Source organism: Paraburkholderia piptadeniae (genome assembly GCF_900007165.1).
In the GTDB taxonomy this organism is placed as follows: Bacteria; Pseudomonadota; Gammaproteobacteria; order Burkholderiales; family Burkholderiaceae; genus Paraburkholderia; species Paraburkholderia piptadeniae.
Map to the genome: position 1 here is coordinate 1 of NZ_CYGY02000083.1, position 25,957 is coordinate 25,957.

General features: G+C 60.1%; 33 protein-coding genes. All 33 read right to left on the minus strand.

The annotated features are described in order from the left end of the window. On the minus strand, positions 1-1,037 hold a 1,037-nt coding region (locus BN2476_RS36865), incomplete at its 3' end, for a hypothetical protein (protein WP_218274576.1). Positions 1,038-1,046: 9 nt separating this feature from the next. Further along, complete coding sequence (locus BN2476_RS36870; protein ID WP_087739131.1) at positions 1,047-1,643, minus strand: YmfQ family protein; 597 nt, start codon at positions 1,641-1,643, stop codon at positions 1,047-1,049. Positions 1,644-1,653: 10 nt separating this feature from the next. Further along, positions 1,654-2,814, minus strand: a complete 1,161-nt coding sequence (locus BN2476_RS36875) for a baseplate J/gp47 family protein (RefSeq protein ID WP_087739132.1) — start codon at positions 2,812-2,814, stop codon at positions 1,654-1,656. 1 nt (position 2,815) lies between these two features. Beyond that, positions 2,816-3,262, minus strand: a complete 447-nt coding sequence (locus BN2476_RS36880; protein ID WP_087739133.1) for a phage GP46 family protein — start codon at positions 3,260-3,262, stop codon at positions 2,816-2,818. Positions 3,263-3,321: 59 nt separating this feature from the next. Continuing rightward, the gene (locus BN2476_RS36885) at positions 3,322-3,921 is read right to left on the minus strand and encodes a phage baseplate assembly protein V (protein WP_235851125.1); all 600 of its coding nucleotides are present in this window, start codon (positions 3,919-3,921) and stop codon (positions 3,322-3,324) included. A 44-nt stretch (positions 3,922-3,965) separates the two neighbouring features. After that, on the minus strand, positions 3,966-5,030 hold the full coding sequence (locus tag BN2476_RS36890) for a phage baseplate assembly protein (protein WP_087739135.1): 1,065 nt from the start codon (positions 5,028-5,030) through the stop codon (positions 3,966-3,968). A gap of 14 nt (positions 5,031-5,044) precedes the next feature. Continuing rightward, on the minus strand, positions 5,045-6,466 hold the full coding sequence (locus tag BN2476_RS36895) for a DNA circularization protein (protein WP_087739136.1): 1,422 nt from the start codon (positions 6,464-6,466) through the stop codon (positions 5,045-5,047). After that, the gene (locus tag BN2476_RS46785) at positions 6,463-8,496 is read right to left on the minus strand and encodes a transglycosylase SLT domain-containing protein (protein WP_087739137.1); all 2,034 of its coding nucleotides are present in this window, start codon (positions 8,494-8,496) and stop codon (positions 6,463-6,465) included. Before BN2476_RS46785 ends, BN2476_RS36895 begins: the two co-directional genes overlap by 4 nt. Before the next feature lie 115 nt (positions 8,497-8,611). Next, the gene (locus BN2476_RS36905; RefSeq protein WP_087739138.1) at positions 8,612-8,884 is read right to left on the minus strand and encodes a phage tail assembly protein; all 273 of its coding nucleotides are present in this window, start codon (positions 8,882-8,884) and stop codon (positions 8,612-8,614) included. A 6-nt stretch (positions 8,885-8,890) separates the two neighbouring features. Then, positions 8,891-9,256, minus strand: coding sequence for a phage tail tube protein (locus BN2476_RS36910; RefSeq protein WP_235851126.1), 366 nt, complete (start codon positions 9,254-9,256; stop codon positions 8,891-8,893). A gap of 63 nt (positions 9,257-9,319) precedes the next feature. Next, positions 9,320-10,813, minus strand: a complete 1,494-nt coding sequence (locus tag BN2476_RS36915) for a phage tail sheath subtilisin-like domain-containing protein (RefSeq protein WP_087739140.1) — start codon at positions 10,811-10,813, stop codon at positions 9,320-9,322. Beyond that, complete coding sequence (locus tag BN2476_RS36920; protein WP_087739141.1) at positions 10,813-10,992, minus strand: DUF2635 domain-containing protein; 180 nt, start codon at positions 10,990-10,992, stop codon at positions 10,813-10,815. The genes BN2476_RS36915 and BN2476_RS36920 overlap by 1 nt, the downstream gene beginning before the upstream one ends. An 8-nt stretch (positions 10,993-11,000) precedes the next feature. Continuing rightward, entirely contained in the window at positions 11,001-11,555 is a 555-nt protein-coding gene (locus BN2476_RS36925) for a phage tail protein (RefSeq protein ID WP_087739142.1), read from the minus strand. Then, positions 11,552-11,875, minus strand: coding sequence for a head-tail joining protein (locus BN2476_RS36930; RefSeq protein ID WP_087739143.1), 324 nt, complete (start codon positions 11,873-11,875; stop codon positions 11,552-11,554). Before BN2476_RS36930 ends, BN2476_RS36925 begins: the two co-directional genes overlap by 4 nt. Beyond that, the gene (locus BN2476_RS36935) at positions 11,872-12,105 is read right to left on the minus strand and encodes a hypothetical protein (protein WP_087739144.1); all 234 of its coding nucleotides are present in this window, start codon (positions 12,103-12,105) and stop codon (positions 11,872-11,874) included. Before BN2476_RS36935 ends, BN2476_RS36930 begins: the two co-directional genes overlap by 4 nt. Continuing rightward, entirely contained in the window at positions 12,105-13,169 is a 1,065-nt protein-coding gene (locus BN2476_RS36940; RefSeq protein ID WP_087739145.1) for a major capsid protein, read from the minus strand. The genes BN2476_RS36935 and BN2476_RS36940 overlap by 1 nt, the downstream gene beginning before the upstream one ends. Positions 13,170-13,251: 82 nt before the next feature. After that, entirely contained in the window at positions 13,252-13,929 is a 678-nt protein-coding gene (locus BN2476_RS36945) for a head decoration protein (RefSeq protein WP_143811126.1), read from the minus strand. A 28-nt stretch (positions 13,930-13,957) separates the two neighbouring features. Then, on the minus strand, positions 13,958-14,581 hold the full coding sequence (locus BN2476_RS36950) for a DNA primase (RefSeq protein ID WP_087739146.1): 624 nt from the start codon (positions 14,579-14,581) through the stop codon (positions 13,958-13,960). A 20-nt stretch (positions 14,582-14,601) separates the two neighbouring features. Then, entirely contained in the window at positions 14,602-15,399 is a 798-nt protein-coding gene (locus BN2476_RS36955) for a S49 family peptidase (protein ID WP_235851127.1), read from the minus strand. A 74-nt stretch (positions 15,400-15,473) separates the two neighbouring features. After that, complete coding sequence (locus BN2476_RS36960) at positions 15,474-16,979, minus strand: phage portal protein (protein ID WP_235851128.1); 1,506 nt, start codon at positions 16,977-16,979, stop codon at positions 15,474-15,476. A gap of 125 nt (positions 16,980-17,104) precedes the next feature. Continuing rightward, complete coding sequence (gpW, locus tag BN2476_RS36965; RefSeq protein WP_087739149.1) at positions 17,105-17,350, minus strand: gpW family head-tail joining protein; 246 nt, start codon at positions 17,348-17,350, stop codon at positions 17,105-17,107. 17 nt (positions 17,351-17,367) lie between these two features. Continuing rightward, positions 17,368-19,503, minus strand: a complete 2,136-nt coding sequence (locus BN2476_RS36970) for a phage terminase large subunit family protein (protein ID WP_087739150.1) — start codon at positions 19,501-19,503, stop codon at positions 17,368-17,370. Further along, entirely contained in the window at positions 19,445-20,158 is a 714-nt protein-coding gene (locus tag BN2476_RS36975) for a hypothetical protein (protein ID WP_087739151.1), read from the minus strand. The genes BN2476_RS36970 and BN2476_RS36975 overlap by 59 nt, the downstream gene beginning before the upstream one ends. 426 nt (positions 20,159-20,584) lie before the next feature. Next, on the minus strand, positions 20,585-20,932 hold the full coding sequence (locus BN2476_RS36980; RefSeq protein WP_143811127.1) for a hypothetical protein: 348 nt from the start codon (positions 20,930-20,932) through the stop codon (positions 20,585-20,587). Continuing rightward, entirely contained in the window at positions 20,929-21,264 is a 336-nt protein-coding gene (locus tag BN2476_RS36985; RefSeq protein ID WP_087739153.1) for a hypothetical protein, read from the minus strand. Before BN2476_RS36985 ends, BN2476_RS36980 begins: the two co-directional genes overlap by 4 nt. Further along, positions 21,261-21,446 (minus strand): hypothetical protein, encoded by a 186-nt coding sequence (locus BN2476_RS45955; RefSeq protein WP_143811128.1) that lies wholly within the window; start codon positions 21,444-21,446, stop codon positions 21,261-21,263. Before BN2476_RS45955 ends, BN2476_RS36985 begins: the two co-directional genes overlap by 4 nt. A 396-nt stretch (positions 21,447-21,842) precedes the next feature. Then, positions 21,843-22,328 (minus strand): HD domain-containing protein, encoded by a 486-nt coding sequence (locus tag BN2476_RS36995; protein WP_235851129.1) that lies wholly within the window; start codon positions 22,326-22,328, stop codon positions 21,843-21,845. A gap of 8 nt (positions 22,329-22,336) precedes the next feature. Further along, positions 22,337-22,564 (minus strand): hypothetical protein, encoded by a 228-nt coding sequence (locus BN2476_RS37000; RefSeq protein WP_087739156.1) that lies wholly within the window; start codon positions 22,562-22,564, stop codon positions 22,337-22,339. A gap of 425 nt (positions 22,565-22,989) precedes the next feature. Next, a complete protein-coding gene (locus tag BN2476_RS37005) occupies positions 22,990-23,826 on the minus strand; it encodes a hypothetical protein (protein ID WP_143811129.1) in 837 nt (278 codons plus the stop codon). A gap of 310 nt (positions 23,827-24,136) precedes the next feature. Then, positions 24,137-24,454 carry a hypothetical protein gene (locus BN2476_RS37015; RefSeq protein ID WP_087739159.1) on the minus strand — a complete coding sequence of 106 codons (318 nt, stop codon included), beginning with the start codon at positions 24,452-24,454 and terminating at the stop codon, positions 24,137-24,139. Continuing rightward, complete coding sequence (locus BN2476_RS37020) at positions 24,451-24,813, minus strand: phage protein NinX family protein (RefSeq protein ID WP_160111825.1); 363 nt, start codon at positions 24,811-24,813, stop codon at positions 24,451-24,453. Before BN2476_RS37020 ends, BN2476_RS37015 begins: the two co-directional genes overlap by 4 nt. Next, a complete protein-coding gene (locus BN2476_RS37025; protein ID WP_143811130.1) occupies positions 24,800-25,189 on the minus strand; it encodes a hypothetical protein in 390 nt (129 codons plus the stop codon). The genes BN2476_RS37020 and BN2476_RS37025 overlap by 14 nt, the downstream gene beginning before the upstream one ends. A 108-nt stretch (positions 25,190-25,297) precedes the next feature. Next, the gene (locus BN2476_RS48760; protein ID WP_235851130.1) at positions 25,298-25,684 is read right to left on the minus strand and encodes a hypothetical protein; all 387 of its coding nucleotides are present in this window, start codon (positions 25,682-25,684) and stop codon (positions 25,298-25,300) included. Between the last annotated feature and the right edge of the window lie 273 nt (positions 25,685-25,957).

Sequence of the window (25,957 nt, forward strand, 5' to 3'; positions counted from 1 at the left end):
CCACCACCACCGCCGCCGCCAGGAGCGCATCCCGACAGATACATCGTCGTGACGCCAGCCGGAACAACTAGACTCCCCGATGCCGTCGCGCGACTGTAGCCCTTTTGCTGCTGCTGGAGAGCATGCAGCGGCTGAGTTGCGGAACCAACTTGCGCCGCACCGCCAGTGCTTTCCAGTAGAACACACGCGCCAAGCGACGAGTTATACATAAGAACCGCGTCGCCGTTCGCTATCAGTTCCCCACCTTGAAGCGCGGAATGCGCCGCACCAACAATCGGGATCGCGGCAAGGCCGTTAATCGCGACGGTTGATGCCCCCGTATTCGACGCCTTGACTTTGACGCGGAACGCGAAGCCGTCGGGAACAGACGTCATTGCTGGAGCGAAGGCAATCACGCAAGCGTTAGCGCTTCCCGTATCCACCGCATAAGATGACGCCCCCGACTGAACCTGACCAACGGACGCGGCATGATGCGATGCCGTACCGTCCGCGATCTGCATCGGAGACGCACCACAGTGATACAGAACCCATGCACCGGACGTCGACAGCGAAGAATTGAACCGGATCACGGCGATTCCGTTTACTGACAGTTCGCCGCCCTGCAATGGAGTGCCATTAAGACCGTAGATCGGATAGGACGTACCCGACCCGTCGAGAATGAAGGTCGATGCGCCCGTGTTGGCCGTCTTGACTTTGAAAGTTCGGACAATCCCGTCAGCAGGCGCAGAGACCGTCGGAGCGTAGGTCGCCGCATAGGCGTTTGCGACACCAAAGTCCGCCGCATAGTTGGTCGATCCCGACTGCCCGATCGTCTTGATCGCCGTGTATAACTGATTGAACGACGATTTCGATAGGGTTAGGCCAGCGCCCGTGATCGCATTCATGATTTCCAGCATGAGCGCGTTCATGAATTCAGCCGGAAGAATCGTCGACGCAACTCCAGTCGCGGCATTGCCATCGGTGAAATAGCCAACGGTCCCGAGCGCGGACGAAGCGGGCTGCGCGCTCGCCGCGGTCGAGACATCAATCTGATACATTCGATGTCCTTACGAGTATTGAAATTGCAAATAGGTATGCGCGGGAGCGACTGACGAGAGTTCGCATTCGAGGACTTTGTTATTCCACGTAGCGAGCGCCTCTCCTACAGTCGAACTACCGACCCTGAATCGCGTAACCGTATTGAGAGGGGCGCGAATCGCCCAGGTGTAAAACCACTCGACTCCGCCGAGCGAATCGCCGCACCGACTCTGACCGCAACGGAACGGCGCATATTGATTGACCGTTACCGTGTAGCCGAGATTGAGAGCAAAGTTGATGTAATAAGCGGAGGATTGCCCTCCGCTGTTCGCGAAACGCGCAACAACCTGATTTCGTCGCTGCTGAATCGTTGGCGATGGTCCCGCGCATGGATCGGGGAGTCCTAACGTCGATTCCCACTCGGGCAACAGTTCGACTGTGTTCGCCGGAAACGCATCCGAAATCAGGTTTTGCGCACGGTCAGAATTACGCTCATAAACCGCCGCGAGACCTTCGAATACCTGAGACTGAACGGAATCAGAATCGCGGGGCCAGACCTTGCCCTGAGGCATAAGGGCTTGTAGCGCGCGCGCGAAGTCGCCAGCGGAATAAACAGGAGTCGTCATTTCCCTCCCCTTACGACGAGAACGTCACGTCAGCCAAAACAGGCAGATAGCCTGTTAGCGACGTGATATTTCCCGGATAAGTAGTCGACGACCCACTTTGCACGCCGACAACAGACGTAATGACGAAGCCAGCTGTCCCTGGCACTGAGGCGATCGCCGATTCGATATAAGAAAGCTCGACCGTTCCTGCGCGAGGGTCCCCGTAAGAGACGAGAACCTCAGTGATAGCGGCTTTTACAGCGTTCCGAACTGTTGTGCTTGCGCTCGACAACCCGCTGACTGTGAACGTCAGGCTATTCGGCAGAGGCGCGCACACATAAACAAGAGCCGTAACGGGCTGCTCTGGATAGATCGAATTAGCGACCGTCAATTGATCGCCAGACGCGACCGTACCGCGCGGATGCCCGTTCGGGAGGACGTCACTCGAAGAAACACCGTTAGAACCTTGCGGAAACCCGTTAAAGGCCGCATCTGCGTCATCGAACATCACATAGACAACGACGGTTCCGGCGCCGAATCCATTCGGCGCGCACCACGCGCGAGTAACGCCCGCGACGTCGGTCGCCCACGTCACATAATCCGTCTTTGCGCCGCCCTGAGGAGACGCCTGATACGCGGCGATTACTCGGTCGCTAAATGAGTCTTCCTCCTCCTGATCGGCGCCACCTGTGAAATCCGTCGCGGCCACACCGTTAGACTGGATTCCAGGAATCGCCGTCGAGAGGGTCATGACGGCGCCCGCCGAACAGTTTCCAGCGGAGCCCGCCTCGACCGCTTTCGCGGTAACAGTCACGCTTCCGGACGAAATCGTCCCTGACGACGTCGCGGTATAGGCTGTGCCATCGCCGAGGACAAATTGCGCCCCCGCATCGATGGTCCCAGATGCGCCGGAGAACGTGACGGAGCCACTAGAAAAGGTCGCGTCTTTCTGCGCCACCTTCTTCAGCGCTCCCCAAGCTGCGAGATATTCGCCCGTCGCCGTCCACGGGACCGCCTGTTTCGCGATCCAGTCAAGGTAACCGAAGTGCAAATGAGCGAGCCCCGCCTGAGCGTCGCCCGTAATTTTCAGATTCGAATAGCGGAGGAGCGGGTCCGATCCCTTCAGACTCGAAGCGATGTCGGACGCCACTTCCGACCGCAATTCGGTCAGTGTTGGACGTGCATATGGCATGTCAGGTGATAGCGCTCCATAGCGATTGATAGGCGACCGAAGTTGTCGTCCCGTTCGTCTTGTGAGCGACGATCAGCGCGCCGAGGCGCCCTGCCTGAGTCCACTCGACAGCGATGTCAAACGACGCGACGACGCCGTCATCGATAAGCCATTGAAGAGCCTCGACGATGTAGTCATTCGCGCGCTGAAGGGTTTCGGTCGTTTGCTTTGCGCGGCTCAGCAGCCAAAGGCGCGAGCCGATCTGCGTGTCGGAATCGAGGTCGCCCCACCATCCGCGAGGGTTCGTCGTCCCGTCCGGAATCTCGTCGTCTGCCGCGGCCTGACGGTCCGAAAAAAGACTGATGAGGACTGCCGTTTCGAGGTCGTCGCCCGTTTGAAGCAACGCCCCAGATAAAACCCAATCGCCACGGCCTAGCGTCGGGTCCCATGCCGTTTTTGTGTCTGCCATTTCGTGAGGACGAAAAAAAGCCCGCGCTAGGCGGGCTTGTGTGTTGACTGACTCGGCGCTTATTCCGTCTGCGTCGGCGTATTCGACGTAACCTGACTTGATCCGGCTTGTACGCCGGTCACGATGTGATTGTGTCCGTCGTAGATCGTGCGCATTTGCGCCATCGTGTGAGGATTTGTCGCGACGTTGTCTTGCATGTCGCCGCTCGACTGGAGGGTCGGCGTCGTGAAGTTTGTTCCACCGGGCGCGATAACCTTGAATTTGCCGCCGAGCGCCAGCGTGAAATCGCCTGAGCAATTCCAAGTCACGTTTCGCGCGTCATTGACGACGACGTCCTGACCCTTCGCCTCTACGACGATTCCGCCGCCCGCGGTCAGATAGATCGACTTCCCGTCCTGGCTGAATATCATCGTCTCTCCGACAGAAAGGCCCGTCGGTCGACTTCCCTGATGGTTCGTCCCGACGATTACCCCATTTGATCGGTCGCCTCCAATGAAGACCGCGAGGACGTCGGAGCCGTCAGGCGGACGCGAAGTAAAACCAAACTCAGCGACCCGAGGCATATCGTCTATCGTTTGTAGATCGTTGAACTTGGCTTGTACAAGCTGGACGACTCCCGAGTCATTCGACGTTGAGACGCGACCGCGCCCGATCGCCATAAGGACTCGCCGAGCCAATCGCGATGCGATGCTTTCGTTTTCCATTACTGTGTTGAGAGAGTCGACCCATCGACAAAGCCGTATTGCAACGCCGTAGGCTCAACCGCGAAGGCATCCGGACTCATGATGACAAGCTCGGCGTGTGTGCCGTTCTCATCTGTCCGGAAAGTCACTTCACTAATCAGCCACGTTTTGCGATCAAGTTTCAGAGACGGCAGATAGACCGATACGAGCATGTTCGGCGCCCATAGCATTCCGTCGCCATCGCGCCAGCTATCAACCACAACGCGCACGACGACGGATCGGCCGTTTCGCCGGTTCATTTCCCACGCGGCGCGCTGCGCGGCGACATCCATGTAACCCGCGACCGCCTCGGCGATGATGAACTTCTGGCGATTCCGCAAAACGCCGCTATCGGTCGTCGTTGCGATCAGGTTTCCGCCGTCGCCACCTTCCTTGAACGTGTTAATCGCCTGTAGAAACGCCCTGTATGTCTGAAACCGCTGATCCGCGGAATACTCGACGCTCGCGCCCTCTACGTTTTGCCCTTCTTCGAGGTTTGTCGCATGCTGAAGCGTGCTCGCGCGGGCTAGGATCAGATTGCCGTCTGTCTCCTCGTAGGCAAGGAGCGAACTGTATTTCGAGACGCGGTCTATGATTTCGAAAGGCGTCTCGCCGAGCATCAGGTTAAATTGCGGAATGACCCGCAATCCGGACTCGTTACATGACGCCGTGATCCCGTAAGGAGCCGCGAGCTTCGATGCGACCGCGAGCGCCGAGGCGCCGCTTATTTGCCCGTTCGACCACTCAGCCGAACAGTCGACGAGGTCCTGACACTTACCACGTCCTACGACGCGGATTCGATGGTCGTATGTGTCAAAGCTCGGGATGTAGCGATCGATATAGCCAGTGACGACCGTATCGCCGCCAATCTGGACGACGCACGCGTCGCCTGGCGTCACGACGACCTCATCGAGTTCGCCGGGAAAGAGTTCCGTCAATCCAATATCGAAGTCACCCGGGATGCGCTCAATGCCTCGCGTGACGCGAACATCCGTCCACCCGGAAATGACCTTCCCGCCTACGGTTAAGGTAAGTTCATCAGACATTGCACCCCATCAGGTTACGTCGCCAGCGCGGCGAACGAAGACGGCATAAAGGCCGGATGAATTGGATTCGCTTCCGCGATGATTTCGTCAGCGCGACTGGCGTCGCGGTACATCCGCGATGAGAGCGCGAGAGCCGGAAGCGCCGACGCGAAGGAAAACGTCGTCATGGCTGGAAGGCTCCCGCCTCGACTGTTGATGTCGGCGATTACTGCTGTGCGCAGCGTGCGCAATGCGCCGTATGTCTCATCGTCCCCGGCATCGCCCGCCGTCACGACCTCGTCGTCGACGAGCGAAACAATCAGGTCGCGCACCGATGCCGCGTCATCTGCCGACGACGGCTGATACGACGTAGCGGCCATCGCCATTTGCGCGATTACGGTCGTGCGGACGAGCGCGCCGATAGCCGATTGCATGCCCGCCATCCCGTCGCCGATAACCGAAGAGGTCGTCGGATCGTCCGGATAAAAGTCCGCCAACGTTGAAAGCATGCGAATCGCGTCAGCCGGATTGGCCGCCGTCGCGGCGACGGACGCGGCAACAGCCGTAATCGCGGCGGAGAATGCCGCCGTGTCGCCCACGGACGATGCCGCGCTTACCATGTTCGCGCCCGCCGTTTGAACAGCCGTGCGCTGCGTGACAGCCGCTGACAAGAGGCTCGCGACCGTCGCCGTCGACGACGCTTTTGCATTCGACTTCGCATAGCCGGTATTCGCGCCCGAGGCGTACCGTCCGTAGCTACCGCTCAGCGAAGAGACAGCGCCGATGACAGCCTTCACGTCCGCGATGACCGACTTCACGACCGCATACCATTTCGAGACAGTCGCGATCGCCTGATTGACAATCGAGACGCCTAACGTGACATAGCTCGCGACCTTGGAAGCGAAGTTGAGGAGAGCTGCGGCGATCGCCGCGAGGCCCGACAATTTCACCTGATCGCCGGTAGCATTGGACGCCTTCGGATAGACGCGGGCGCCTCCTTGCATCAGCGTCAAGCCGATTTCAAAGACGCGCCCGAGGTCCTTTCGCTCGCTGATCTGGAGCGGTTCGATACAGGACACGTTTTGAATCGTGCCTAGCGTCGGATGAACGAACGTCTTTCCGCCCGCCGCATTACAGACGGCCATCAACGCATTAGCCTGAGAGACAACGCCTCCCCCGCCGTAAATCGCGCTGTTCTCAATCAGAAAGCCACTGATGCGAAAGACCTTCGGCAAAAGCCCGAGGTCTTCGATCCAAACCGTATCGCGGAACGGGTAGCTATGGACGCTCACGCGGCGGCCGCCCGAAGTCGTAACGCCTTCGATCCCGAATGGGATACCGCCATAGCTCGCGGTTCGAAGATTGGTCGCGAATGATCCGCCCGACAGCGTCGATGCGAGAGAGCCGACCGCGCGCGAAGCCGCGGACAGGCTCCCTATGGTCGAGGTAAAGCTCATACCTGCTCACCTCCGACCGACGACTGACCAATCTTGACGGACGCCGTCACGTTTGCCGACGGACGCACGCGCGCCGTCGTGCCCGGAGGCGCGTTCTTCAAATCGACCTCCACGTAGATATGCTGAATTGCCGACATCGCTTCGGAAGCGCCGGATTGGTCCCCCGCGTCAGCCGCCGCGCCTTGTTGCGGAGGCGGATAGAGCGGCGTTGACATGGCGAGGCTAGAAGAACCTCCCGACATGCCCGCCATGACCTTACGGATGTAGTCGCGCGTCTCGCCGGGCGCGTTGTTCATACCTTTGCGCGAGAGATTCCCTTGACCCCAGTTGTATGCCGCGAGAGCCATCGAGAGATTCCCGCCGTTCTGCCGCAAAAGGTCTGAATACATCTTTGCGGCTCCCGTTGCCGACTCGCGGAGATTGAACGGGTCATGCACGCCATAGGCGCGCGCCGTATCCGGCATGAACTGGAAATGACCTTGCGCCCCCTTGGGCGAAAGCATCGATCCCTTACCGCGGCTTGACTCGACATTCCATACGCTGTCGAGCAATCCCTTCGGAAGCGAGTATTTCGATTCCAGGTCGGAGAAGAGCGAGGCGGGGCCTTTCTGATCGGTCGACGCGTTTTGCGCCTGTAGCGGGTCTCCCTGCCACGTCGAACCCGGCGCGGCCTGATGCTGCGCGAGATACGCATCCTCGCCCGTATTCAGCCCTTCCGAATGCGTCATCAACCACAATGGCAACCCGAGCCGCATCGCCCACGGCGCGAAACGTCCGAGAAGGCCCTTTCCGGCTGATTTGGCGGCTCCGCCCGCGCCTGCCGCACCTGCGGCGCCCGCCGCGCCTTCGGCGGCCTCTACAGCGGCTCCCGCCGCGTCTGCCGCGCCCTTTGCTTTACCGAGCCGCCCGAACGCTGTAATCGCGAGTGGAATCGCGAACGTCGCGAGCCTAACAAGGCCCGTCACCATCGACAGAATCCCGGCGATCGGCGTTGCGAAGGTAATAGCGGCAATCGCGATCGCAATGGTTTGAACGCCGCCGATCTTGTCGAGGAAGGAGCCGACATCAGTCGCGACCTTCCCCCAGTCCGTCCGGTCGATCCAGTTCGCAAGGCGCTCCGCATACTCGGCGATCTTCGTCCCAACGACGGCGCCGTATTTGTCGACGAGGCGACCGACAACACCGACGACTCGCTCGACGGCGGGCGCGAGCGCGTTTCCGAATGTGATCTTGAGCTTTTCCGCCTGAAGATCGAGCGCGACCATCTGTTCGTTATATCGCTCGCCCGCCGCGATCTGCTCGGGCGTCATGACGGCGCCGAGCGATTTCGCTTTGTTGACGAGTTTGTCGATACCCTCCCCGCCCTTCTGGAGCATCGGGAGGAGTTGCTCGACGCCGAAGATGCTCGCGAACTTCTGCTGAGCCTGTGCATTCGGCATCTTCTGAATCACGTTCGCGATGTCTTTAAGCGCCCGCGTCGTGTCAATCGAGCCATTTTTGAGACGATGGACCTCGATCCCGAACTGATTCATTGCGCCCGCGGCTTCCAGATTCCGGCCCGTGACCGAGTCCTCGAAGACGTTACCGAGCGACTTCAGACCGCCGCTCATGTCCTCGGCGGAAAGCCCGACGAGGCGGGCCGCGCCGGTAAATGCCTGTAACTGCTGCGTCGGCATACCGAGGACGCCCGCAACATTCTTGACCGACGTCGCCGTCCGCCCGAATGCCATTGCGAGCGCGACGATGCCCGCGACCGTGCCCGCGCCAGTGAGCGCAGCGATCGGCGTAACAACACTCGCGACACTGCGCGCAGCATTGACCGCGGCGCCGCTCAACTTGGTAAAGCCCTTGCCGATTTGCGTAATGCCCGTCATCTTCCCGATGACGCTGAAATGATCGCCGAGGGCCTTCGTTTCCTTTCCGAGTTTGTTGATCGGGTCGGTAATCTGCGCGAGCGACTTATTGACCTTACGCGCGACGTCTGTAGCCTTGTCGACCGCGCTGATCGTGATCGTAAAATTATTCGCCACTACGTAACCCCCGAGGTACGCAACCTAAGCGCCTGTTCGTGCCACCACATCAGACGGCTTAGCGGAAGGCCCCACGCGTCATGGGGACCCCATCCGTAAAACTTCGTGACCGCGGCTACTGTGTCTCGCCAGTTGACGGGCCATCCTCGGTAAAACCCGAAATGAACTGACTCGCCTCCTTCAGTTTTCGGCTCGGGAGCTTCTCGACGATCGAGCGCGGGACGCCCGCAACCATCGCGAGGAGGTCGAGCGTTACCGAGATAGGCCGGTCCTTGAGCGTCGCGCGCTCCAATTCGCCCGCCGTCGGCTCGCGCAGCGTGAGCGAAGTAACTTCGATGTCGCCGACCTTGATCGGGTTATCGAGAGTGATGATCTTTTGGTCTTCCATGTCTCTTTAGCTCGAAGGAGATTCCGTTACGCTCGGGCCTTCGAAACGAACGTCGAAGGTTGCTTCCATTGCGTCGACTTCCTGATCGTCAACGGTCCACATTCCTTTGCCCGTGACGACCTTCTTATTGGCGAGGGTCAACACGACCGTTACATCGGTCATGTCGTTAAATTCGGCGACCACCAACCCGCCCGCGTCGCGGAACTTCATCGCGATTGCGCCGGGAATGTAGGCTTCGCCGTAGCCGTGAACGCCGTCGTATCCCGTCTTGGTATCTCGCTTCTTCTTCGATACCTTGTATTTGACGTCACCAACGACCATGTAAGTCGTACCGTCGACCGTGATCGACCCAGTACCAGCTAACAGGCTCAAAACTGCCTCCAAAAATGAAAAAAGCCGCCTCGATGGGCGGCTTTGCGTCGGTTAGACGGCGGGTTATTGCAGCGTGAATTGCATCAGCAACGCGAAGATGCGAAGCTGATCCATCAGAACAGCCGGATAGATGACGTCGACGCGATTCGGATTCGTCGTGTTCTTCTGGACGATCAGCTTCGATGCGAACGTCGCGCTGTCCTGGACATAGCCGTTGTCTTCCATCTCGACATACATCGCGACGAGAGCGCCCTTGATGATCGAGGGCGTGACGACATTGGTCCCCGGCGTAATACGCGTTCCATCGTCGGCGAGCTTCATCCGCGGGAACTGACTCGTAATGACCGACTTCAGGCGACGCAGCACATACGTCAGCGTCGACATCGTCTCGACTTCGAGATAGCTGTCGTCCGCTTGTCCGTAACTGTTCGTCTGATAGGTCGTGACGACGTTTTCGAGCGCGACCGTACCGTCGTCCGCGACCGTAAAGGTCGAGATACCGTCCCATAGCAACACATTCCGATCCGTAAGATCGAAGCGCGATGCAAGCGGAGGCGCGAGGACCGTCGACAGCGCGAGAGTCTGAAGCGGACGGGCCGGATCAGCGCGCAGCGCGACCGCGGAGGTCGCGCAAATGTCAGCCGCCCACACGTAGGAAGGACTCGGCGAGTCGTAGAAGCCCATGACGGAGACATGCTCGTCATTGCGCGTCACGCCGAAGGTCGTCACGCTGGCGAGCGTTCCGCGATATGCGGCGAAGGCATGGCCGTAAATCTGTTTCGACCACGACCAGCGGCCCGTTTTCGTGCTGAGAAACGCCTTCATCGCATCGAGCGACGTCGAATCCGTGTACGGAAGCGCGATGAAGTCGAATTCCTGATCGAGCAAATTCGCGAGGCCCGTCGTCAGCGACGGATTGACCAATCCGCCAGTCATCGCCGTAATGGTCACGCCGAGACCCGTCGGCGTCGACTCGCCATTTGCCGCGCCCTTGTAGTTGAGACGGATGTCAATGTCGCCCGCGGCGAGGCCCTTATTCTTCGCCGTAATATCTACCTTGCTCGTCGTCGTTGCGTCGACTACCGCCGTTACCGGGAGGTCGCTCGCTGCGTTGATCGCAGCCGCGAGCGCGGTCGCGAGATTCGCGGGCGTCTGTGTCGACGTAACTGTCATCGTGACGAGTTGACCGGCGATGTAGAGATACAGGACGCCCGTCGCCGTCGACGCGGTCGAGAAGTTGATTGCGCCCGACGCCGCCACGGCTGACGCATCGTCCGCTAGCGGGAGATACCAAACCTCGCCGAAGTCGTCCGCCGCACGATAAGCCGCAGTCATGAGAGCCAGCATCGAGCCAACACCGCCGACGTTCTTAGCATCGCCCGTGCCCTGCGAAATCACAGGCGTATTCGCGACACCCGTCCCGCTCGACGTCATCTGACCGATGATGAGCGCGCGCTGAGTCGTCGCGCCCGTGTTCGCCTTGCTGTTATCGAGGTCCGCATAGAACAGCGGAACACGGATGTTTTGCGGGATATTCGGGAACGAAACATTTCCCATTATTCAACGTCCTTTGTGTCTGCCACCGACGCCGCTTCGTCGACGAGAACGACGTCGCCGTCGCGCAAGCGTCGGATGTAGTAGAGATCGAAGTCGCCTACTTCCCGGCCTTCATCCGGTAAGTAGTCCTTCAGAACCGGGTCCCGCACTTTGAGACCCGGAGCGGGCTTAACTTTCATGGTTTGTCCTATTGAGGGAGCGTGATAACCGCGCCTGGCTGCGGCGTCCCGTCCGCGACTGTCAGAACGACGTCCGTCTCTTCGAAGGCGACCGTCGGCGCTTGGTAGAAGTCGTCGGGGCCTTGAAAAAACTCCATACCTATCTCGATGACGACCTGTCCTTGATGGAAAGCGCTATCCTCTTTCCCGCCGACCTCCATACGGGACCGGAAGAACGGGTATTGCTGAAGTAGCGTCATCAGCGCTGGATAGTTGATGACGGCGGACTTCACCTGATCGCGGATCGTTTCGAGGTCCACGTAGCACAACGCCGCGCCGACGTCGTCGTTTTCGGCTTCTCGCTCGACGCGACCGACGACCTTCAGAGTCGAAGTCACATTGAATTGCGGAGGACCGTTTCGCCCGAGGCCGTCGCCGTCCTCATCGCCAGCCGTGACGATGAGCATCGGATAGCTCTGATCCCACGACGGAATGTCGCGCGGAGAAAATACGTTCGCGCCCGCGATCGTCGTCCCGGTCAAAGCCTCGACGGCGATTGCGCGTAATTGAGCGGAAGTCGTCATGCAGACTCCTTCAGCTTGAGATTGAGCCAGCCGATTCCGTTCGGCTGCGGCTCAATGACGAGATAGGCCTCACCCGTCTTCGCCCGTGTGAGGCGATCGTTTTTCGCGACGGGCGCCTTCAGTTGTGACTGCTGTAGACCGACGGACGGCGCGACTGTGACCCAGTGCGCGGCGCCGTCGCCATCGAATTCCTGTCGACGATACGGCTCAGCGAAAATGCCCGTGATCGGGTACGCCGGGCCTGAAACGGGCTGATAGGTCAACGGCTCGCCGAATGCCGCTGCGGCGGGACCATTGACGAGCGCGTCGAAGTCAATCATTCGCCGACACGCCGCACGGCTGGACGGCGCGATCCGCCGAATTCCGGACCATTCCCGCGCTTGACCGACGCCGCCTTCGGGTCGACGAGGAACCCGCGTTCGCGAAGCGCCTTCACTTCAGCGACAGGCAATTCGACCTCATCGCCGGGACGGTACTTTTTCCGATCGGGACCGCGAACCGTTCGCCCATAGGCGACCGTCGCCTTTTCAGTTTTGACGGTCACTGTCATTACTCGGTCACCACTTGAGCAAAGAACGATGCATTGACGCGGCTCGGGATAACGAGCGGCGCAGACTGCATGAGGATGAGGCGTTGGGCCGGGTCTTTCTCGACCCACGTCTTCGGCGCGTACGGCATCGCCTCGTAAGAGAATTCCGGGTCCAGAATCTGACCGAACGCGCGAGTACCGGTCATGTCCGGCCCGCTCATGATCAGACCGCCTTCCGGCAACATGGGCTGCTCGACGTCGTTGTCATCGACAAACCAATCGGTATAGACCCACAGGTCCCATTGACCCCAATGGCCCATGTACATCCCGCCCTTCACCGGCGAGACGGCCGGATTCACGACGTTACCGAACGGGGCCTGAGCCGGGAACGTGATCGCGTTACGCTTCAGTTCGGGATCGAGCTTGAACGCGCGGAATGCGTCGACCGAGAAAACGACGTCCGTCACCTGCGCGCCCGACTTCTTCAGGACAAGTTGCGCCCAGTCGGTCAGGTCGTCCGTCGGCGAAACGGTTCCCGGCGAAAGCTCCGTACCGATGTTCGCGCGGGTCCATTGCGCTCCGCCCGCGAGGACTTCAGTCAGTTCGGGATCGCGACCGAAATCGACGATGACGGTCTCGAAGCCTTCGCCTTCGACCTTCACGGTTCCGGACTGGAGAGCCTGAGCCGCCATCCATTCGAGACGACGGTTGAGGATGTCGATCTGGTCGGTCAACTCCGCTTCGAGGTTCGCTGCCTCGCGATCCTCGCCGGTCAGTTCCCCGCCGATGCGCTCACCGATCATGCGGCGAACGGGCTTGCGGAGGTCCGGAGCCCGCTTGTCCTTGATGTATGCGGGCTTGAAAGTGTTCGTCTGATAGCGACGTTGCTCGACGAGCTTACCCTCGACGAGCGGCGAGACGAACGGCGCCATACGGCGCTTACCGACGTCGACGTCGATCGAGATTTCTTCCGAATCCGCCATTGCGATATTCGGAAAGAAGCGGTCGAGAAGGAAGTTTTGCGACGTCTTCAGGTTAGGGACGACCTGAATCAGGGTATTGGTATCGTAAACAAACGAGGACATTACCTCGAACTCCTAATGAGATTGTGTTTTTCCGGACGAAAAAAAACCCGCCGAAGCGGGCTTTATTCAGGAGCGGAGTCGGTTAGCTCGGGTCAGCCGCCGAGACGGACGACTTGACGAAAATCCCGTAGGGGCGGAGGGCCGTCGTCAGGGTCGGAATCGACCAGGACGCGTCGTAGATCAGAGCGCGCGCGTTGAATTCGCCCATGACATATGCGGCGCCTTCGACCGCACCAGCGGACGCGTCGACGTTGTCGACGAGGACGCCGACGGGCGTTTGACTGCCGTCCGACGCCGTCTTGACGCTTTCCTTGAAAGTGCCGACTGCGTCGACAACGGTCAACGTGAAGGAGTCGCCTGCGGAGAACGCGGTCCCGCCAGCCGTGATCGTGAAATTGAGTTCCGCACTCGTGTACGCCGTGCCGACAGTCGCGTCGGCAAGTGCGTTGCCTTCCGGATCGACGACGCCGAAATCTGTCGCCGACTTCGCGGTCAGCACGTATGCGCCATTCAGGGGCGAAGCTCCGAGGCTGATCGAGCCGACGGCGCCGTTACCCGCGTTTGCACCGGCCTTCGTCTCGACGTTGAGCGACGAAACCTGACCAATCACGGTCCCGCGCGAGAGCGTCCCGGACGCGATAATCACCGGCTGCGTGACAAGTTTCAGATTGCCCGCGATGAGCTGATCCGGGACGTAGGTTTCGGCGCGCATAAACGGCTGCGCCGAGTTGTCGCCGATGGTGCTGATGTTCAGAGACATTTATTCTCCAGAATTGGATGTTGTGTGCTTACTTCTCGCCGCGGCGAGCCTTTCCAGCCGCTATGATGCGATCTGCTGCCGAGCTATTGCCAGACGCCTGTTTGCCTTGCACCTTATTCGGCGCGGGCTCGCTGTTCATACGGTCGCGGAGGCTCGACCCCTGCGGCTTGCGCGGAGCCGCCGAACCCGCGGCGTTGAGCGCGGCGATCGCCGCGGCGGACGACATGCCAGTATCGAATGCGAATACCGCAGCCTGTTCCGCACGACCGCATTTGAAACCATGCGAAATGATGCGAGCGCATCGAGCGCGCTCAGCCTTCGCGGCCTTCTGCCCCTTCGCGTCCTTCTTGTCGTCGCCGTCGTCGTCTTCCGCGGCGTCGTCGCTCGCGGCGTCGTCGTCTTCTTCGTCTTCGGCTTTTGCGCCCTTCGCGTCCGTGCTGCCGTCGTCGTCTTCCGACTTCGCGTCGGCGTCGTCGCCGTCTTCGTCGTTCGCCTTCGAGCCCTTGGCGTCCTTGTCGTCCTTTTTCTCGTCGTCTTCGGCCTTGGCGCCCTTCGCGTCCTTGTCCTTGTCCTCGTCGTCTTCGGCGCGTGCGCCCTTCGGTTTGCCATAGCCCATCAGCGACGCGAACGGCGACGCTAGAAACTTGCTCATCTTTTTTCCTGAAAATGTGTTTACTTCAGCTTGGAATACAGCGCGTTAAACGCCGCATCGGGAGACATGACCGCGTCGGCGAGTTTGAGCGCGACGCCGCGCTCGCCGAGATAGGTCGCTGCTTGTGTCGCGCGTACTTTCGAAGCCGCTAGCCCGCGATTTCGGGCGACGGTCTCGACGAAAAGTTCGCCCATCGTGTCGATGTCGGTTTGAAAGCTCTCGCGAGCCTCGTCGGAAAGCGGAATTTCCGGATGTCCGTCGGCCTTGCGATCGCCGTACGTGATGAAAGTCACCTTGACGCCCGCTTGAGTGATCGCCTTCGACCAATCGACATGCATCGAGATAACGCCGATCGAACCGACGCCGCCCGTGCGCGGGACATAGATTTCATCCGCCGCGCTTGCGATCGCATATGCGGCGGAATACGCGCCTTCATCGAGAATTGCCGCGATCGGCTTCTCTCCGCGCGCCTCGTAGATCAGGTCGACGAGATCGAAGCACCCCGCGACCTCGCCTCCCGGCGAGTCGATATTGAACGCGATCGCCCTGACGTCCGGATCGCCGAGCGCGGTCAGGAAGTTTTGACGGATGCCGTCATAGCCCGTCATTCCCGAATACGGCTCCAGCGTGCCGAGCTTCTGAACAAGCGTTCCTTCGACCTGAATCACAGCGACGCCGCCGACGTTGAAGTAGCCTTCGACGGCCTCGCGGCCCTTCTGCGAGAACTCGCCACCGAAGGCTTGCGGAGTCAACGCGAGTTCCGCACCATCGAGCCGGATCATCTTTGAGATACCGAGGCGCTCCGCGAGGGACGCCATGATGACCTCCGCCTTTTCCGGTCGGATCGCTATCGGCGTATTGAAAAGGCGTTGCGCCAAATGTCCAAACCGCATTAATGAACCTCCTCGGGCTGATCGGCCTTGTTTGCCGGGTTGTTGTTCCAGTTCGGGAGCGGGAGTCCGCGCTCGCGGTAGTACTCCTGTTCGATCGCGCGACGATCGGCGACCTCGCGCCAGTCGATGCCTTGCTCCGCGCATTCGTCTTCGAGCGAAGACATACCGGCATCGAGACCGAGTATTGCGCCTTGCTTTTCCTTCACCGGATCGACGTATCCCTTACCGGGACCCATCCAACGCGCGCGCGAGTAAGCTCCGCGAGCCTCCATAAAGGCGGGGATTTCTCCGCTGTTCGGCATCGGATAGTCATCGACCTCGACCGATTCTTCTAGAAAGTTCGCGTAGACCGGCTGAGCGAAGCCGACAACGAAATCGAATCGGCGTCGATGGAACGTCTTCCACGCCTCAAGCATCGCCGCACGAAACGACGAATAATTGATTTCCGCCCAGTTCTGGCTAATTTGCTGAGCGGCAAGACCGGTAGCAGCGGCGACGTTGCGGAGCATTGCGCTCTGAAATCCGTCGTAGTTCCCGCTCGGACGATTCGCAGCGACTGACCCGATCTTTTCACCGGGATAGAGCATCGTCATCCCGACGTCGCCCAGTGACGTTTTTCGCTCCTTGTGATACGCGGAGCGCTCCGCCTGATATGCGTTGATCTTGGTCGACTGTCCGAGCGCTCCCTCAACTAGCTCTTGATCGAATGGGCTTTCGATATAAGCGGCGAAGAACGCATTGATGATCGCTGCATCAAGTTCGGTCGAGTCGTACTTGATGAGCATCTTTAGCCGATTGACGATCGGCGTCAGAAAGCCGACGCCTCGATGCTGATTCGCACGATCGCGGTCGAAGTAGTGAATCAGAAGAGGTCGCCCAAACGCAGTTTCACGCGGGACGCGCTCCCATGTGACGCTCTTCGCCGCGCTGAAATAGTCGCCCTGATGCGCCTCGCGGAGCCAGTATGCGACCGCGGTCCAGCGGGAATCGACCTCAACGCCGCCGCGCATGTTTTGCTGATCGAACTTGAGTTGAGGGTTCGACAGCCGATCGGGATCGACAACCTCGATCGCCGTCGCATACCGCGCCCCGCCGCGTCGGACGCGCTCCTCGATCCAGTGAGAGCGACCGATCGCCTCGCCTTCGGCCAGATAATGACGGAAGGCAAGTCGGAACATTTGCGGAACGGTCTGGAATCGAGTCGAATCACAATACCTGCCGGGATCGTTAGCCCACGCGCGATAGTTCGCCGACGCGGCCTGACCCCATTCTTCGGCCCATTTGTGATCGAACTTCTTGTTTCCGCTCATTGCCTGAAGGACCGCATAGTCAGGTTGAGACGTCGGGCTGAAGTTAGGCCCGATGACGTTGTCTAGCGTCCGCGTTACCGCTGCTGACGCCCATCCGTCATTACGCACAAGGTCACGCACCCGCGAGACCATGCGGTCGCGGAACATGTTGATTTCGCCGTCGGGCGACCACACGTAAGGATTCCAATCCTGCATGTGACCGCCTGAAATGTCGGCGGCATCATATGGCGTGTTTTGCCGACCGGCGAGCATCGAGGCGCGCGACGATCGACTCGGAGGCAACGGAGAACCATTCGCCCCGAGAATTCGAACCTGATTTGTCATCGCATCGAAAACCGGATTGATCGGCGACCGTGCGAGATACCGAGCTTCGTCTGAATAAGCGCGATGTCTGCCTGAAGCCGTAGGATGTCGGCGGGCCGGAACGTGACAGACTTCGATCCGTCACCTTGCGCGTAGCTCACGCTCACGACCTGCTGTCCCGTATTGAGGGCGAAATAGGCGTTTTGAAGCGCCTGTAACTGGGTTTGAAGTTGTGCGTTTGTTAATCCATCGTAGACACCCATTCGGTTTTTCCTTGTGATTACGCGAGCATGCTGACGCGCGACTTCGCGGGAGCATTGCCCCCGACCACCGTCACGGACGGCCCGCGCTGCGTCAGCTTGAATTCCGGCTTGTCATCCTCGACGGGAGGACTACCCTTCAGCACCTCGGAAAGGTCGTCGACCAGTCGATTGAGACGCAACCCGAAATGAAGGAGGCTAGAGAGCGCGGCGTATGCATAGACGCGGCAATCGAGCGCCTCGTTACGCTTGCCGGGAGGCAAGTCCCAAACGCGGTACCGGACGCCCGCGGTCTCTTTGATGAGAATCCGCTCGGCGGTCAGTTGCGCGTAATAGTTGATGTCCCGGTCGTGCGGGAAGTGCATGTAACCGGGACCGGGGGTCTCTTTCTGAAGGCGATTGCGGATCGAATCCTTCGCCGAATTGACGCCGATGATGAACGGCTGATAAGTCTTTGCCGTCCGCTGAGTCGGCCTCTTTGTCGGCCAAACGGGGCTACGCTTGCCGTTCTTGGCGGACTCGCCCTTGATACCGTAGACGCGGCGCCCGAGTCGAGCCTTCGCAAACTGATAGGCGGCTTCCGTATGGTGCCCGCCAGTGTCGAGACAGACGGCCTCGATGTGATACTCGCGCCCATCGTACCGATACCAGTTTTTCAAAAGGTAGGCGTCGAGACGGCCCCAAACTTCCGGAGACCCCGGATCGCCGACAAACGTCTCGTAGTCTACGGACCAGCTCTCCTCATCGCGGCCCCACCCGACGACCTCGACTTCGAGGCGGTCGTCCTGCACGTCGACGCCAGCGGTCAATACTCCGACACCGAACGGCACGCGCGCGGGCCAGCGTTCGCCGCGAGCCGCAAGCGCTTCGAGGTCAATCTCCTTGCCAGCATGAGGCCGGTAAGGCATCCCCATTTGGGTATTGAACCAAGCCTGTTTTTTGTCCTCGTCCTCTGCGGCCTTGAGCCATTTCTCGGCTATGTCGGACGGCTTGTCCTTCTGCCACGGGCTGAAGAGTTTCGACGCTTGGAATCCCGCGTGAGAATTGTCGACGCCCCATTCGCCGCAAACCCGACATTTAGCGCGATAGACCGCATGCCGCGGCCCCTCCCACCAATCCCAAACCTTCTGAAGTGCGGCGCCACTGTCGCCGTTCTGACCGCCTTCCGGAGCCCGCCATCCGCGCTCATAGTCCTCCATCGGGACATGCCGCTGACCGCAACACTCGAAAACGCGTGTCTGATGCCATCGAACGGTAGCGAGCGAGCGGAGGCGATCGCCTTCCGACCATTCGCATCCGCAATGCTCGCAATAGATGCGGGCCGTCTTCGGATGATGGACGCCGCGCTCGTCCTTCTTCCAGTCGACATGCTTGAAGAAGTCCGGGAACATGCGATGACCGCAATGCGGGCACTTGACCGATGCGCGACGCTGGTCCGAATCCTTGTAGCTCGCCTCAATGCGCGACTCGTTTTCAACCGTCGGCGAGCATGCGCGCACCGAAAGCCAGTTGACACCGAAGGTTGCCGTCCGCTCTTCCGCAAGCGTGATCGGATCGCCTTCGCGCGTTACCGGATATTTGTCGATTTCGTCGGCAAGAATGACGCGCACCGGACGACGCGCGAGGTTGTCAGGGCTACCCGCGCCAGCTAGGGCGAGAAAGCCACCGGGAAAGGACTTGTAGAGGAGCGTCTCGTCGGCGTTGCGACTTTTGCTCGACCCGATGATTTCACGCAAAACAGGCGTGACCCGAATCATCGGCGTAATGCGCTCTTTACTGAACTGTTCCGCCGCCGCTTCCTTCGGCTGAAGGAGGAGGATGGGACACGGGTCCAGGTGCGCGAAATACCCAAAGACGTTTTCGAGAAGCGCCGTCTTCAGAAGCTGCGTACTGACCATCGCCGTAACGACGTGGACTCCCGGCTCGGTCACGGCAAGCATGACCCCGCGGGCTACTTCTACTGTCGACGTTTGCCAGTCACCCGACGTACTTCCCGCCTCCTTGGCGAGCTTTCGGTATTCGTCCGCCCAGTCGGGGACGCTGATACGCGGCGGAGGCGTCCATCCGGCTAGGAAGTCCCGTCGAATCCTTTCGGCTTTAGGATGCCGTGAAATCCCCCTCTGGCTCGCCGAGCGATGCGATTTGTTTGTGTACATGCTCAGTCAGAATCTCGGTCATTTTGTCCGCCTCGATGCCGAGGTCTGCGGCGATGAGCGGCGCGACGCGCGCGGGCCAGTTGAGCCACGAATCGCGCGCAGCGCGCGAGCAATCGAAAAGTACCGTCCGCGCGAGGTCAAGACTGATGAGCGCGCCCGATTTCTCCTCATAGGTGAGGCGATTCAGGAGCGCTAGATAGACCTCTTTGACGCGACGCGCCTCCTCGATCGACATTTCCGTATCGACTGGCGCCCCGGACATCAGACGATCGGCAGCGTCTTCGGCGGACTCACCCGGCAAAAAAAGCGGCTCATCGTCGAAGGAACCCGGAGCCGTGACACGCGCCTCGTCGGCGCTTTTGGCGGGCGTTGCACCCGCCGATTTTGAAACCTTCGCTGAAACCTTTTTTGAAACCTGCTTTGCAACCTTGGTTTCAGATTTGGTTTCAATTTTCTCCGAAGTTGAAACCTGCTCGCGCCCCCGCGTCGCTCGCGCGTCGCCGGAATCCCGATACTTCGCGAGCTTCGCATTCGATCCCTCGACGTCCACCTTCGAGCCTTGCAGCACAAGCCATCCCGACTTTTGCCACTTGCTGACCGCCGTATGCGAAACGTCATGCATGCGGGCGAATTCGGACTTGGAAACGAGAGTCACATTGAAACCTCAGAATTGAAACTTGAAACCAAATTTGGAAGTTCTTAGCTGGAGCCGGAACGCGGTGCGCAACTGCCCTCGATGTAGGGGCCCCCTAGGGAGGACCCAAGACACCCCCCCATGCGGGGGAGGGCCACCCTCCCGGCTACTGACCACCCCTTCAGGTCTCGTGCGACAGGTCCATCGCTGCCCGCCACCACTGGCTCAGCCGTGCGACCGACTGAAACGCATCAACCATCGTCCACCCTGAGCCCGTGAAGCCATCGCACCGACACGACCAATAGCCATGCGTCCGGTAGAAGTGCGGCTTACCTGTCATGCCTTACCCTTAGCGCCAATGCTGCGCGGCATATACAAGCGCCGCGCCGAACAGATAACCAGCAATCGACGGAATGAACGTGACGGCATAGCGACGGATACGATCCTTCATGCTGTTGCCTCCCGCGCCTGACCGTTCAATGCCTGTCGGAGCCCCGTCAGATATTCAACGGCCTTCGCCATGCTGTAGGCATGCACCATCGTTTGGTCCTTCGTGACATCGTCTTCCGTAACGACCGCACGGATCGACGTATCCTCCCAATCGATAGAAAGCACGCGCTTACGCCATCCGACCATAATCAACCCGATCGGCGTCTTCACCAACCACCACGGCGATTCACGACGAAGCTGATCGTAGTCAGGCGCCAACGGCCAGTATTGGTTTTCTAGCCGATAGATGCGCTCGACCCTGAAACCTGAAACTTCGAAGAGCCCGCGCGTTTCTGCTTCCGTCATCCTTGCTTCCCCCATCCGTCGACTTCGACCTCTATACGGTCATTCGATACATCGGCGCCAGCAGTCAACATCTGCCCCGCGCGCTCCCTCTCACGCCGCGCCCGACGATGCGCGAACGCCTCCATTACCATCCGATGCGCGTAGATCGCCGTCGCCTTCGGACCGCCCGCGAATTCCCTGCGCAACCCTTGACACGACTCGACTACCGAATCCTTGACCGCCACCAGCAGATACCACAGCACTGATAGCGGAATGAACACGAAGCCGACGCACACGAACAGCGCGGCGACGTAGCGATCCTTCGGCTTATTGAACCGAGACGTATCCGTCATGCTGCGTCCGGATCAATCGAGAGGAGAATCCGCCGCGGCCCGACGCCCTTGTGACGATCGAACTCACCCCGCGTCACCGGTAGCCAGCTTTTACCGTCGAGCGAGGTCTCGTATAGACGTCCGACTTCCTTCCCTTCAGCGTGCGTGGGACGCACCGCGCGAACCCTTGAAATCTTCTTCATTGCCGACCCTTCCTCTTTACCTGACCTGTTTCACGCTGCCATTGCGCGGCCCGACGAGCGCGCACCTCATTGACGCCCCGATACGCCGTGACGTATTCATCGCGCCGCACAGCCCACGAATCCGACTGAATTTGAGCGAGAGCCGCACCCAACGACAGCGCGGCGATTGATCCTATGCGGCCCGCCCTCATAGCTGCGCCTCCCGTAGCGCGTCGACGATCGCCGCTTTCACGGCGTCGAAGGTTTCAGGTTTCAGTTTCATCCCCTCGAATCGCTTCAGCGCTCGACGGATGCGCGTATCGCAATGGCGAATCTGCCGACGAAGTACGCGCCGACCGCACGACGAGAGCTGATGCGAGCGGGCGTAGCGCTCATATGCGCGCCTGTAGACTGGTTTCAAACCGGCGCCTCCGCTTGCTCTTTGGCGATCACCCACAGGCGCCGATCCGCCTTCGTCAGCACGTCGAGCAACAGGCGTTTCTCTTCGAGGTATGTCACCGCGAATTTCGGATCGTGCCGAACGATGCTCGACGTATTGCTGATGAGGTCAGCGCATTTGATGGTCTGCACCCATCCCGGCGCCCGCGCAAGCCGCTCACGCGATGCCGCTTTGCGCTCCGCGCGATTCCCGACCTCTAAATCGGACAGCCACATGACGCCCTCGGCGATGAATCCGCCGAACAGGGAAATCAGTTCAACCTCAATGACGCGCTGATCCTCTACGCAGTCATGCAGCCAGGCGACCGCGATCGCTTCCGGCGAGCTATCCACCGTCGCCACGATGCCCGCGACTTCGGCCAGGTGATCGAAGTACGGAGCGCCCGTGTATTTGCGCTTCTGCTCGCGATGCACCCGGCGCGCGAAGTGCATCGCCGCGAACACACTCGACGTCAAGGCTTCACCTTCACACATTGAAGCTGCAATGCATGGCTGTCGCTCTGACGCGCCACATAGCAGACGACGCCGCGCTGAGCGTCCTCGACGACGTCTAGCGTGTCGTGAAACTGCCCCCATGCCTTGTGCGTCGGCAAGTCGTGTTGCTCGACGTCGCGAAGCGTGTCGGCGTGCGCCGGGATCGCGATCAGGCAAGCGGCGAGGAGTGCGGCAAACTTGAGCATCTGACTATCTCCGTAGGATGGAATCTCTCTCGACTGGCGACTGACCGCGCAGAGGGACCGGGCTAGACAGCCCGGAACATGCGGAGAGGTACACAATCGCCATGCGACAGAGGGAAAGCGCTCAGCGGCGATCAGACACCCGCCGAAGGTTTGAAACCTGAGCGCTTTCCTTGAACTACAGTCCCGCTCGCTTCAGCAGACCGCCGAGGAGCGTCTTACGCGCCGGTTTGCTGCGCTCGTATGTGATGTGCGACGGCATTCCGCCTCCACAAAAAGAGAAGCCGCCCGAAGGCGGCGTCAAAGGTTGCAATCGAGCGCCATCCATATCGCCCACGTCAGCCAGAATGCGGGCCAAGTCGGCGCGTGGATGGTGAGCACCCAAAACGATGCATTCCACAGGAAGCGACCCTTAGATAATGACCAGGTCATCGACGAAAGCGCGAAACCGCCGAATGCCACTGCGCGAGCGTCGCATCGTCCATCGCCTCAAAGTGCGCCCGATCGCGCTGCGTGTAGTACTCGACGCATGCATCGATGCGCTTCCCACGCTCCCGGCTCGCGTCCTCGCGATGCGCCATATCCCACGCCTCATCGAGCGCGAGCGACGCATAGTGCGCGAGATACGCATCCGAATAATCGGCCCATCCGATGAAGCCCAACGGCCAATGCCGCTCGCAGATTTCGAGGTCAAATGCACGGCGCAACGCGTCGATACGCTTGTTTTCGGCGCGCGCTTCGTTACGCGCGTCCATCAGCGCGACTTCGGCGAGCGACTCAAGCTCGATGTCCGACAGAGAACCCGGGTCGCCCTTGCCCCACTGGCGAAAACAAATTTCGATGTTCAGGTCGCGGCGCGATTGATGCGACGGGTAGTCGACATCGATTTCCGTATAGAACAGCGGAACGTTCCCGAACAGATACGGAAGGACGGCTACCATCGCCGCGAGGCTGTCGAACGGATCGTCGCCGATCAGATACCCGCTATTCATCGGCTCGCCCGCGACGAGCATCGGAATTCCCGCCTCATCCTGCTCGACTTCCGGCTCCGCGCCGCATACATCACACTCGACGATCTTGATGTCCTCGCGTTCGCGGAGCATGACCTCGTAGCGCGGGACGCCGTGATCGATCGACATCCGGACCGCCTCGACTTCGAGGCTCACGTCCTCACGGCATAAGCCTTGCGCGAACATCGCCGAGTCCGCTTCCGCGCCGACATGCGCCGTCAAGGCGCGTTGCAATTGCTGTACTGTTCCGCTCACACTTCCCCCTATCGTTTGCGCCCGTAGCGCGACTGTTCGTCCTTCCATTGAGCCCGACGTCGGCGCGTCCTCTCGCGCGTCGGCGGCGCATGCCACCCGGCGAGACGGTCTAACTCGTCCATAAACCTCCGGACGTTCGCCTCCTCTTCAGGCGTTATCGTGAGCGGGATCGTTATCGGCTCGGGCCGAATCATGATCTCCTCAGACCATCGCTGAATGTCTTCGCTCGGCGTCCGCTGACCCCATTCAAGCGAAACGCCCTTGAACTCGATACCGTTAATGACGAGGGTCCCTTCGAGGACGATCGCCATTACGCCAAAACGGCCGCAACCTCGACGATCGCCTTACGCGTCGCCGCGGCACGGTCGCCCGTGTAATGCAGGTTAAAGAGGATGTTCGGCGGAGCTTCAGCGCGGATCGAGTACTCGCCCGCCTGGACGAGAATCTCCGCCCCGATCTGCACCTGAAACGCGTCGGCGTCCGACGCGAGCGGATCAAACGTCGAATGAGGCGCACCGCGATAGCGGAGCGCTTCGACCTTCGAGCCGTCTTCGCGATGCTGCTGCCATACGTCTAGCTCGATGCCCGCCGCTTTCGCGGCACGTCGCATCAGTTCGATGTTTGTCATGTCTCGACCTCGTCGAATACAAACGCGCCATAGCGGAGGGCCACCAGCGCACGAAGCGCGGCGATCCTCCAGCTAACGGAAATGAAACGGAGGCCCGTCGGAGTGAGCGCTGCCCACGCGGGGCCGATCGGAGTCCCGATGCGCATCAGACGGACCGGCGAAGCGCCGATGATCTTGTCGCAGACTTCCTCATCAGCGGACGGCGCGAAGGTCTCGAATACCGTTCCGTCGACCTCGACGAGACATTCGTCCGTCCCGTGCCTTTCGGCGACGATGACAGGCGTCCGCATGTCGAGCGATCGCGCGACCCAGTAGTCGAGCGCGGCGCCGACGAGCGAGGCGACTTCAATAGGATGCATTGTCGCGGCCCTCCTCATCAGGCGGATCGCCGCGGTAGAAGCCGACGATCGACGGAAACGGGACGATACGCGTCCGATACCGTTGCGCGATCAAGTCGATCGCATCGCCCTCGACCGTGCGCAAGCGCTCTGCGTTGTCGACGATGATCGCCTGATAGCGATCGAGGACGCCGCTATTGAGAAGCTCCAGCGACCAACCGTAGACATTGGCCTTCGGCAAGCCGAACCGCATCGCCGTTCCGACGGCGTAGACTTCCTTCTCGGCGATGTACGCGGCGTGAATGCCGATTTGCCCGTAACCGAGAATAAGCGCCGCCGCGGCGGTCGTTTTCCCCGACTGGCGGGGCGCATGTACGCGCTGAATCAACTTAGACATTGGCGGCGACTCCCGTCGACGGCCAGGCGTACATCGTGATTTGTCGATCCAACCATTGAAGGAAGGAATCGAACTTCGCTCGAACCCGTTTCATTGACTCTCCCGGTCTTAACGCGCCGACTTGAGCGCCGCGTCCATTGCCTTTAAGAATTCCCGCTTAAACCCCGCGTCGACGGATCGCTTCGCAACCTGTCGATAATTGAGACGCTGCTTTGCTTCGTGCGCGTCTTCGAATTTGATGAGGAGCTTCAAACCGCCTTGCTTGCCGCGCTTCGCTTTCGTGCGCTGCCAGAAACCATTTACGACGCCGTTTTTCGTCTTGACCTTGCCGACGAAGACGTCCGACCGGGCGTTCAAACGCTGAAGCGTTCGCGCCGGGAGGTTCCCGAATTGGTTGACCTTCTGTTCGACGGGCTTCAGCAGCGCTCGACTGTTGAGCTTGTTTAGACCGCCGTTTTCATACGGCTCCAGATATGCCGCCGTCTTATCCATCACGTAGACGACCGCCTCGGGCTTCGCCTTCGTCGCCTTCTTGATCCGGATCGCGTTCAATGTGAAAGGCGTCGGACCGTCAAAGACCTTTTGCATGTTCGCACGCTCATCGTCGCGGACACGCTCGGCGACTGCGTTTAGCGCCTTCGCCGTTGCAAACGGGATTTGCCCTTGCGCGAAGAAACTGAAGTCCTTCGCGAGCTTCTTCACGTCCGCCGCTACGCGTATATCGAACATGACCTAGCAAATAAAAGCGCCCGCCCCGACGAACGGGAA

Bases quoted from the DNA above. Each gene is read 5' to 3' on its own strand.
- BN2476_RS36880 (WP_087739133.1), bottom strand. From the start codon at position 3,262: ATGGCAGACACAAAAACGGCATGGGACCCGACGCTAGGCCGTGGCGAT.
- BN2476_RS36905 (WP_087739138.1), bottom strand. From the start codon at position 8,884: ATGGAAGACCAAAAGATCATCACTCTCGATAACCCGATCAAGGTCGGC.
- BN2476_RS37015 (WP_087739159.1), bottom strand. From the start codon at position 24,454: ATGACAAACATCGAACTGATGCGACGTGCCGCGAAAGCGGCGGGCATC.
- BN2476_RS36920 (WP_087739141.1), bottom strand. From the start codon at position 10,992: ATGAAAGTTAAGCCCGCTCCGGGTCTCAAAGTGCGGGACCCGGTTCTG.
- BN2476_RS36885 (WP_235851125.1), bottom strand. From the start codon at position 3,921: ATGGCGATCGGGCGCGGTCGCGTCTCAACGTCGAATGACTCGGGAGTC.
- BN2476_RS36980 (WP_143811127.1), bottom strand. From the start codon at position 20,932: ATGACGGAAGCAGAAACGCGCGGGCTCTTCGAAGTTTCAGGTTTCAGG.
- BN2476_RS36940 (WP_087739145.1), bottom strand. From the start codon at position 13,169: ATGTCCTCGTTTGTTTACGATACCAATACCCTGATTCAGGTCGTCCCT.
- BN2476_RS36870 (WP_087739131.1), bottom strand. From the start codon at position 1,643: ATGACGACTCCTGTTTATTCCGCTGGCGACTTCGCGCGCGCGCTACAA.
- BN2476_RS36930 (WP_087739143.1), bottom strand. From the start codon at position 11,875: ATGATTGACTTCGACGCGCTCGTCAATGGTCCCGCCGCAGCGGCATTC.
- BN2476_RS36985 (WP_087739153.1), bottom strand. From the start codon at position 21,264: ATGACGGATACGTCTCGGTTCAATAAGCCGAAGGATCGCTACGTCGCC.
- BN2476_RS36875 (WP_087739132.1), bottom strand. From the start codon at position 2,814: ATGCCATATGCACGTCCAACACTGACCGAATTGCGGTCGGAAGTGGCG.
- BN2476_RS36925 (WP_087739142.1), bottom strand. From the start codon at position 11,555: ATGACGACTTCCGCTCAATTACGCGCAATCGCCGTCGAGGCTTTGACC.
- BN2476_RS37000 (WP_087739156.1), bottom strand. From the start codon at position 22,564: ATGCTCAAGTTTGCCGCACTCCTCGCCGCTTGCCTGATCGCGATCCCG.
- BN2476_RS36955 (WP_235851127.1), bottom strand. From the start codon at position 15,399: ATGGCGTCCCTCGCGGAGCGCCTCGGTATCTCAAAGATGATCCGGCTC.
- BN2476_RS36890 (WP_087739135.1), bottom strand. From the start codon at position 5,030: ATGTCTGATGAACTTACCTTAACCGTAGGCGGGAAGGTCATTTCCGGG.
- BN2476_RS36950 (WP_087739146.1), bottom strand. From the start codon at position 14,581: ATGAGCAAGTTTCTAGCGTCGCCGTTCGCGTCGCTGATGGGCTATGGC.
- gpW (WP_087739149.1), bottom strand. From the start codon at position 17,350: ATGGGTGTCTACGATGGATTAACAAACGCACAACTTCAAACCCAGTTA.
- BN2476_RS36960 (WP_235851128.1), bottom strand. From the start codon at position 16,979: ATGCAGGATTGGAATCCTTACGTGTGGTCGCCCGACGGCGAAATCAAC.
- BN2476_RS37025 (WP_143811130.1), bottom strand. From the start codon at position 25,189: ATGTCTAAGTTGATTCAGCGCGTACATGCGCCCCGCCAGTCGGGGAAA.
- BN2476_RS37020 (WP_160111825.1), bottom strand. From the start codon at position 24,813: ATGCATCCTATTGAAGTCGCCTCGCTCGTCGGCGCCGCGCTCGACTAC.
- BN2476_RS36915 (WP_087739140.1), bottom strand. From the start codon at position 10,813: ATGGGAAATGTTTCGTTCCCGAATATCCCGCAAAACATCCGTGTTCCG.
- BN2476_RS36895 (WP_087739136.1), bottom strand. From the start codon at position 6,466: ATGAGCTTTACCTCGACCATAGGGAGCCTGTCCGCGGCTTCGCGCGCG.
- BN2476_RS36945 (WP_143811126.1), bottom strand. From the start codon at position 13,929: ATGTCTCTGAACATCAGCACCATCGGCGACAACTCGGCGCAGCCGTTT.
- BN2476_RS36970 (WP_087739150.1), bottom strand. From the start codon at position 19,503: ATGTACACAAACAAATCGCATCGCTCGGCGAGCCAGAGGGGGATTTCA.
- BN2476_RS36935 (WP_087739144.1), bottom strand. From the start codon at position 12,105: ATGACAGTGACCGTCAAAACTGAAAAGGCGACGGTCGCCTATGGGCGA.
- BN2476_RS45955 (WP_143811128.1), bottom strand. From the start codon at position 21,446: ATGAAGAAGATTTCAAGGGTTCGCGCGGTGCGTCCCACGCACGCTGAA.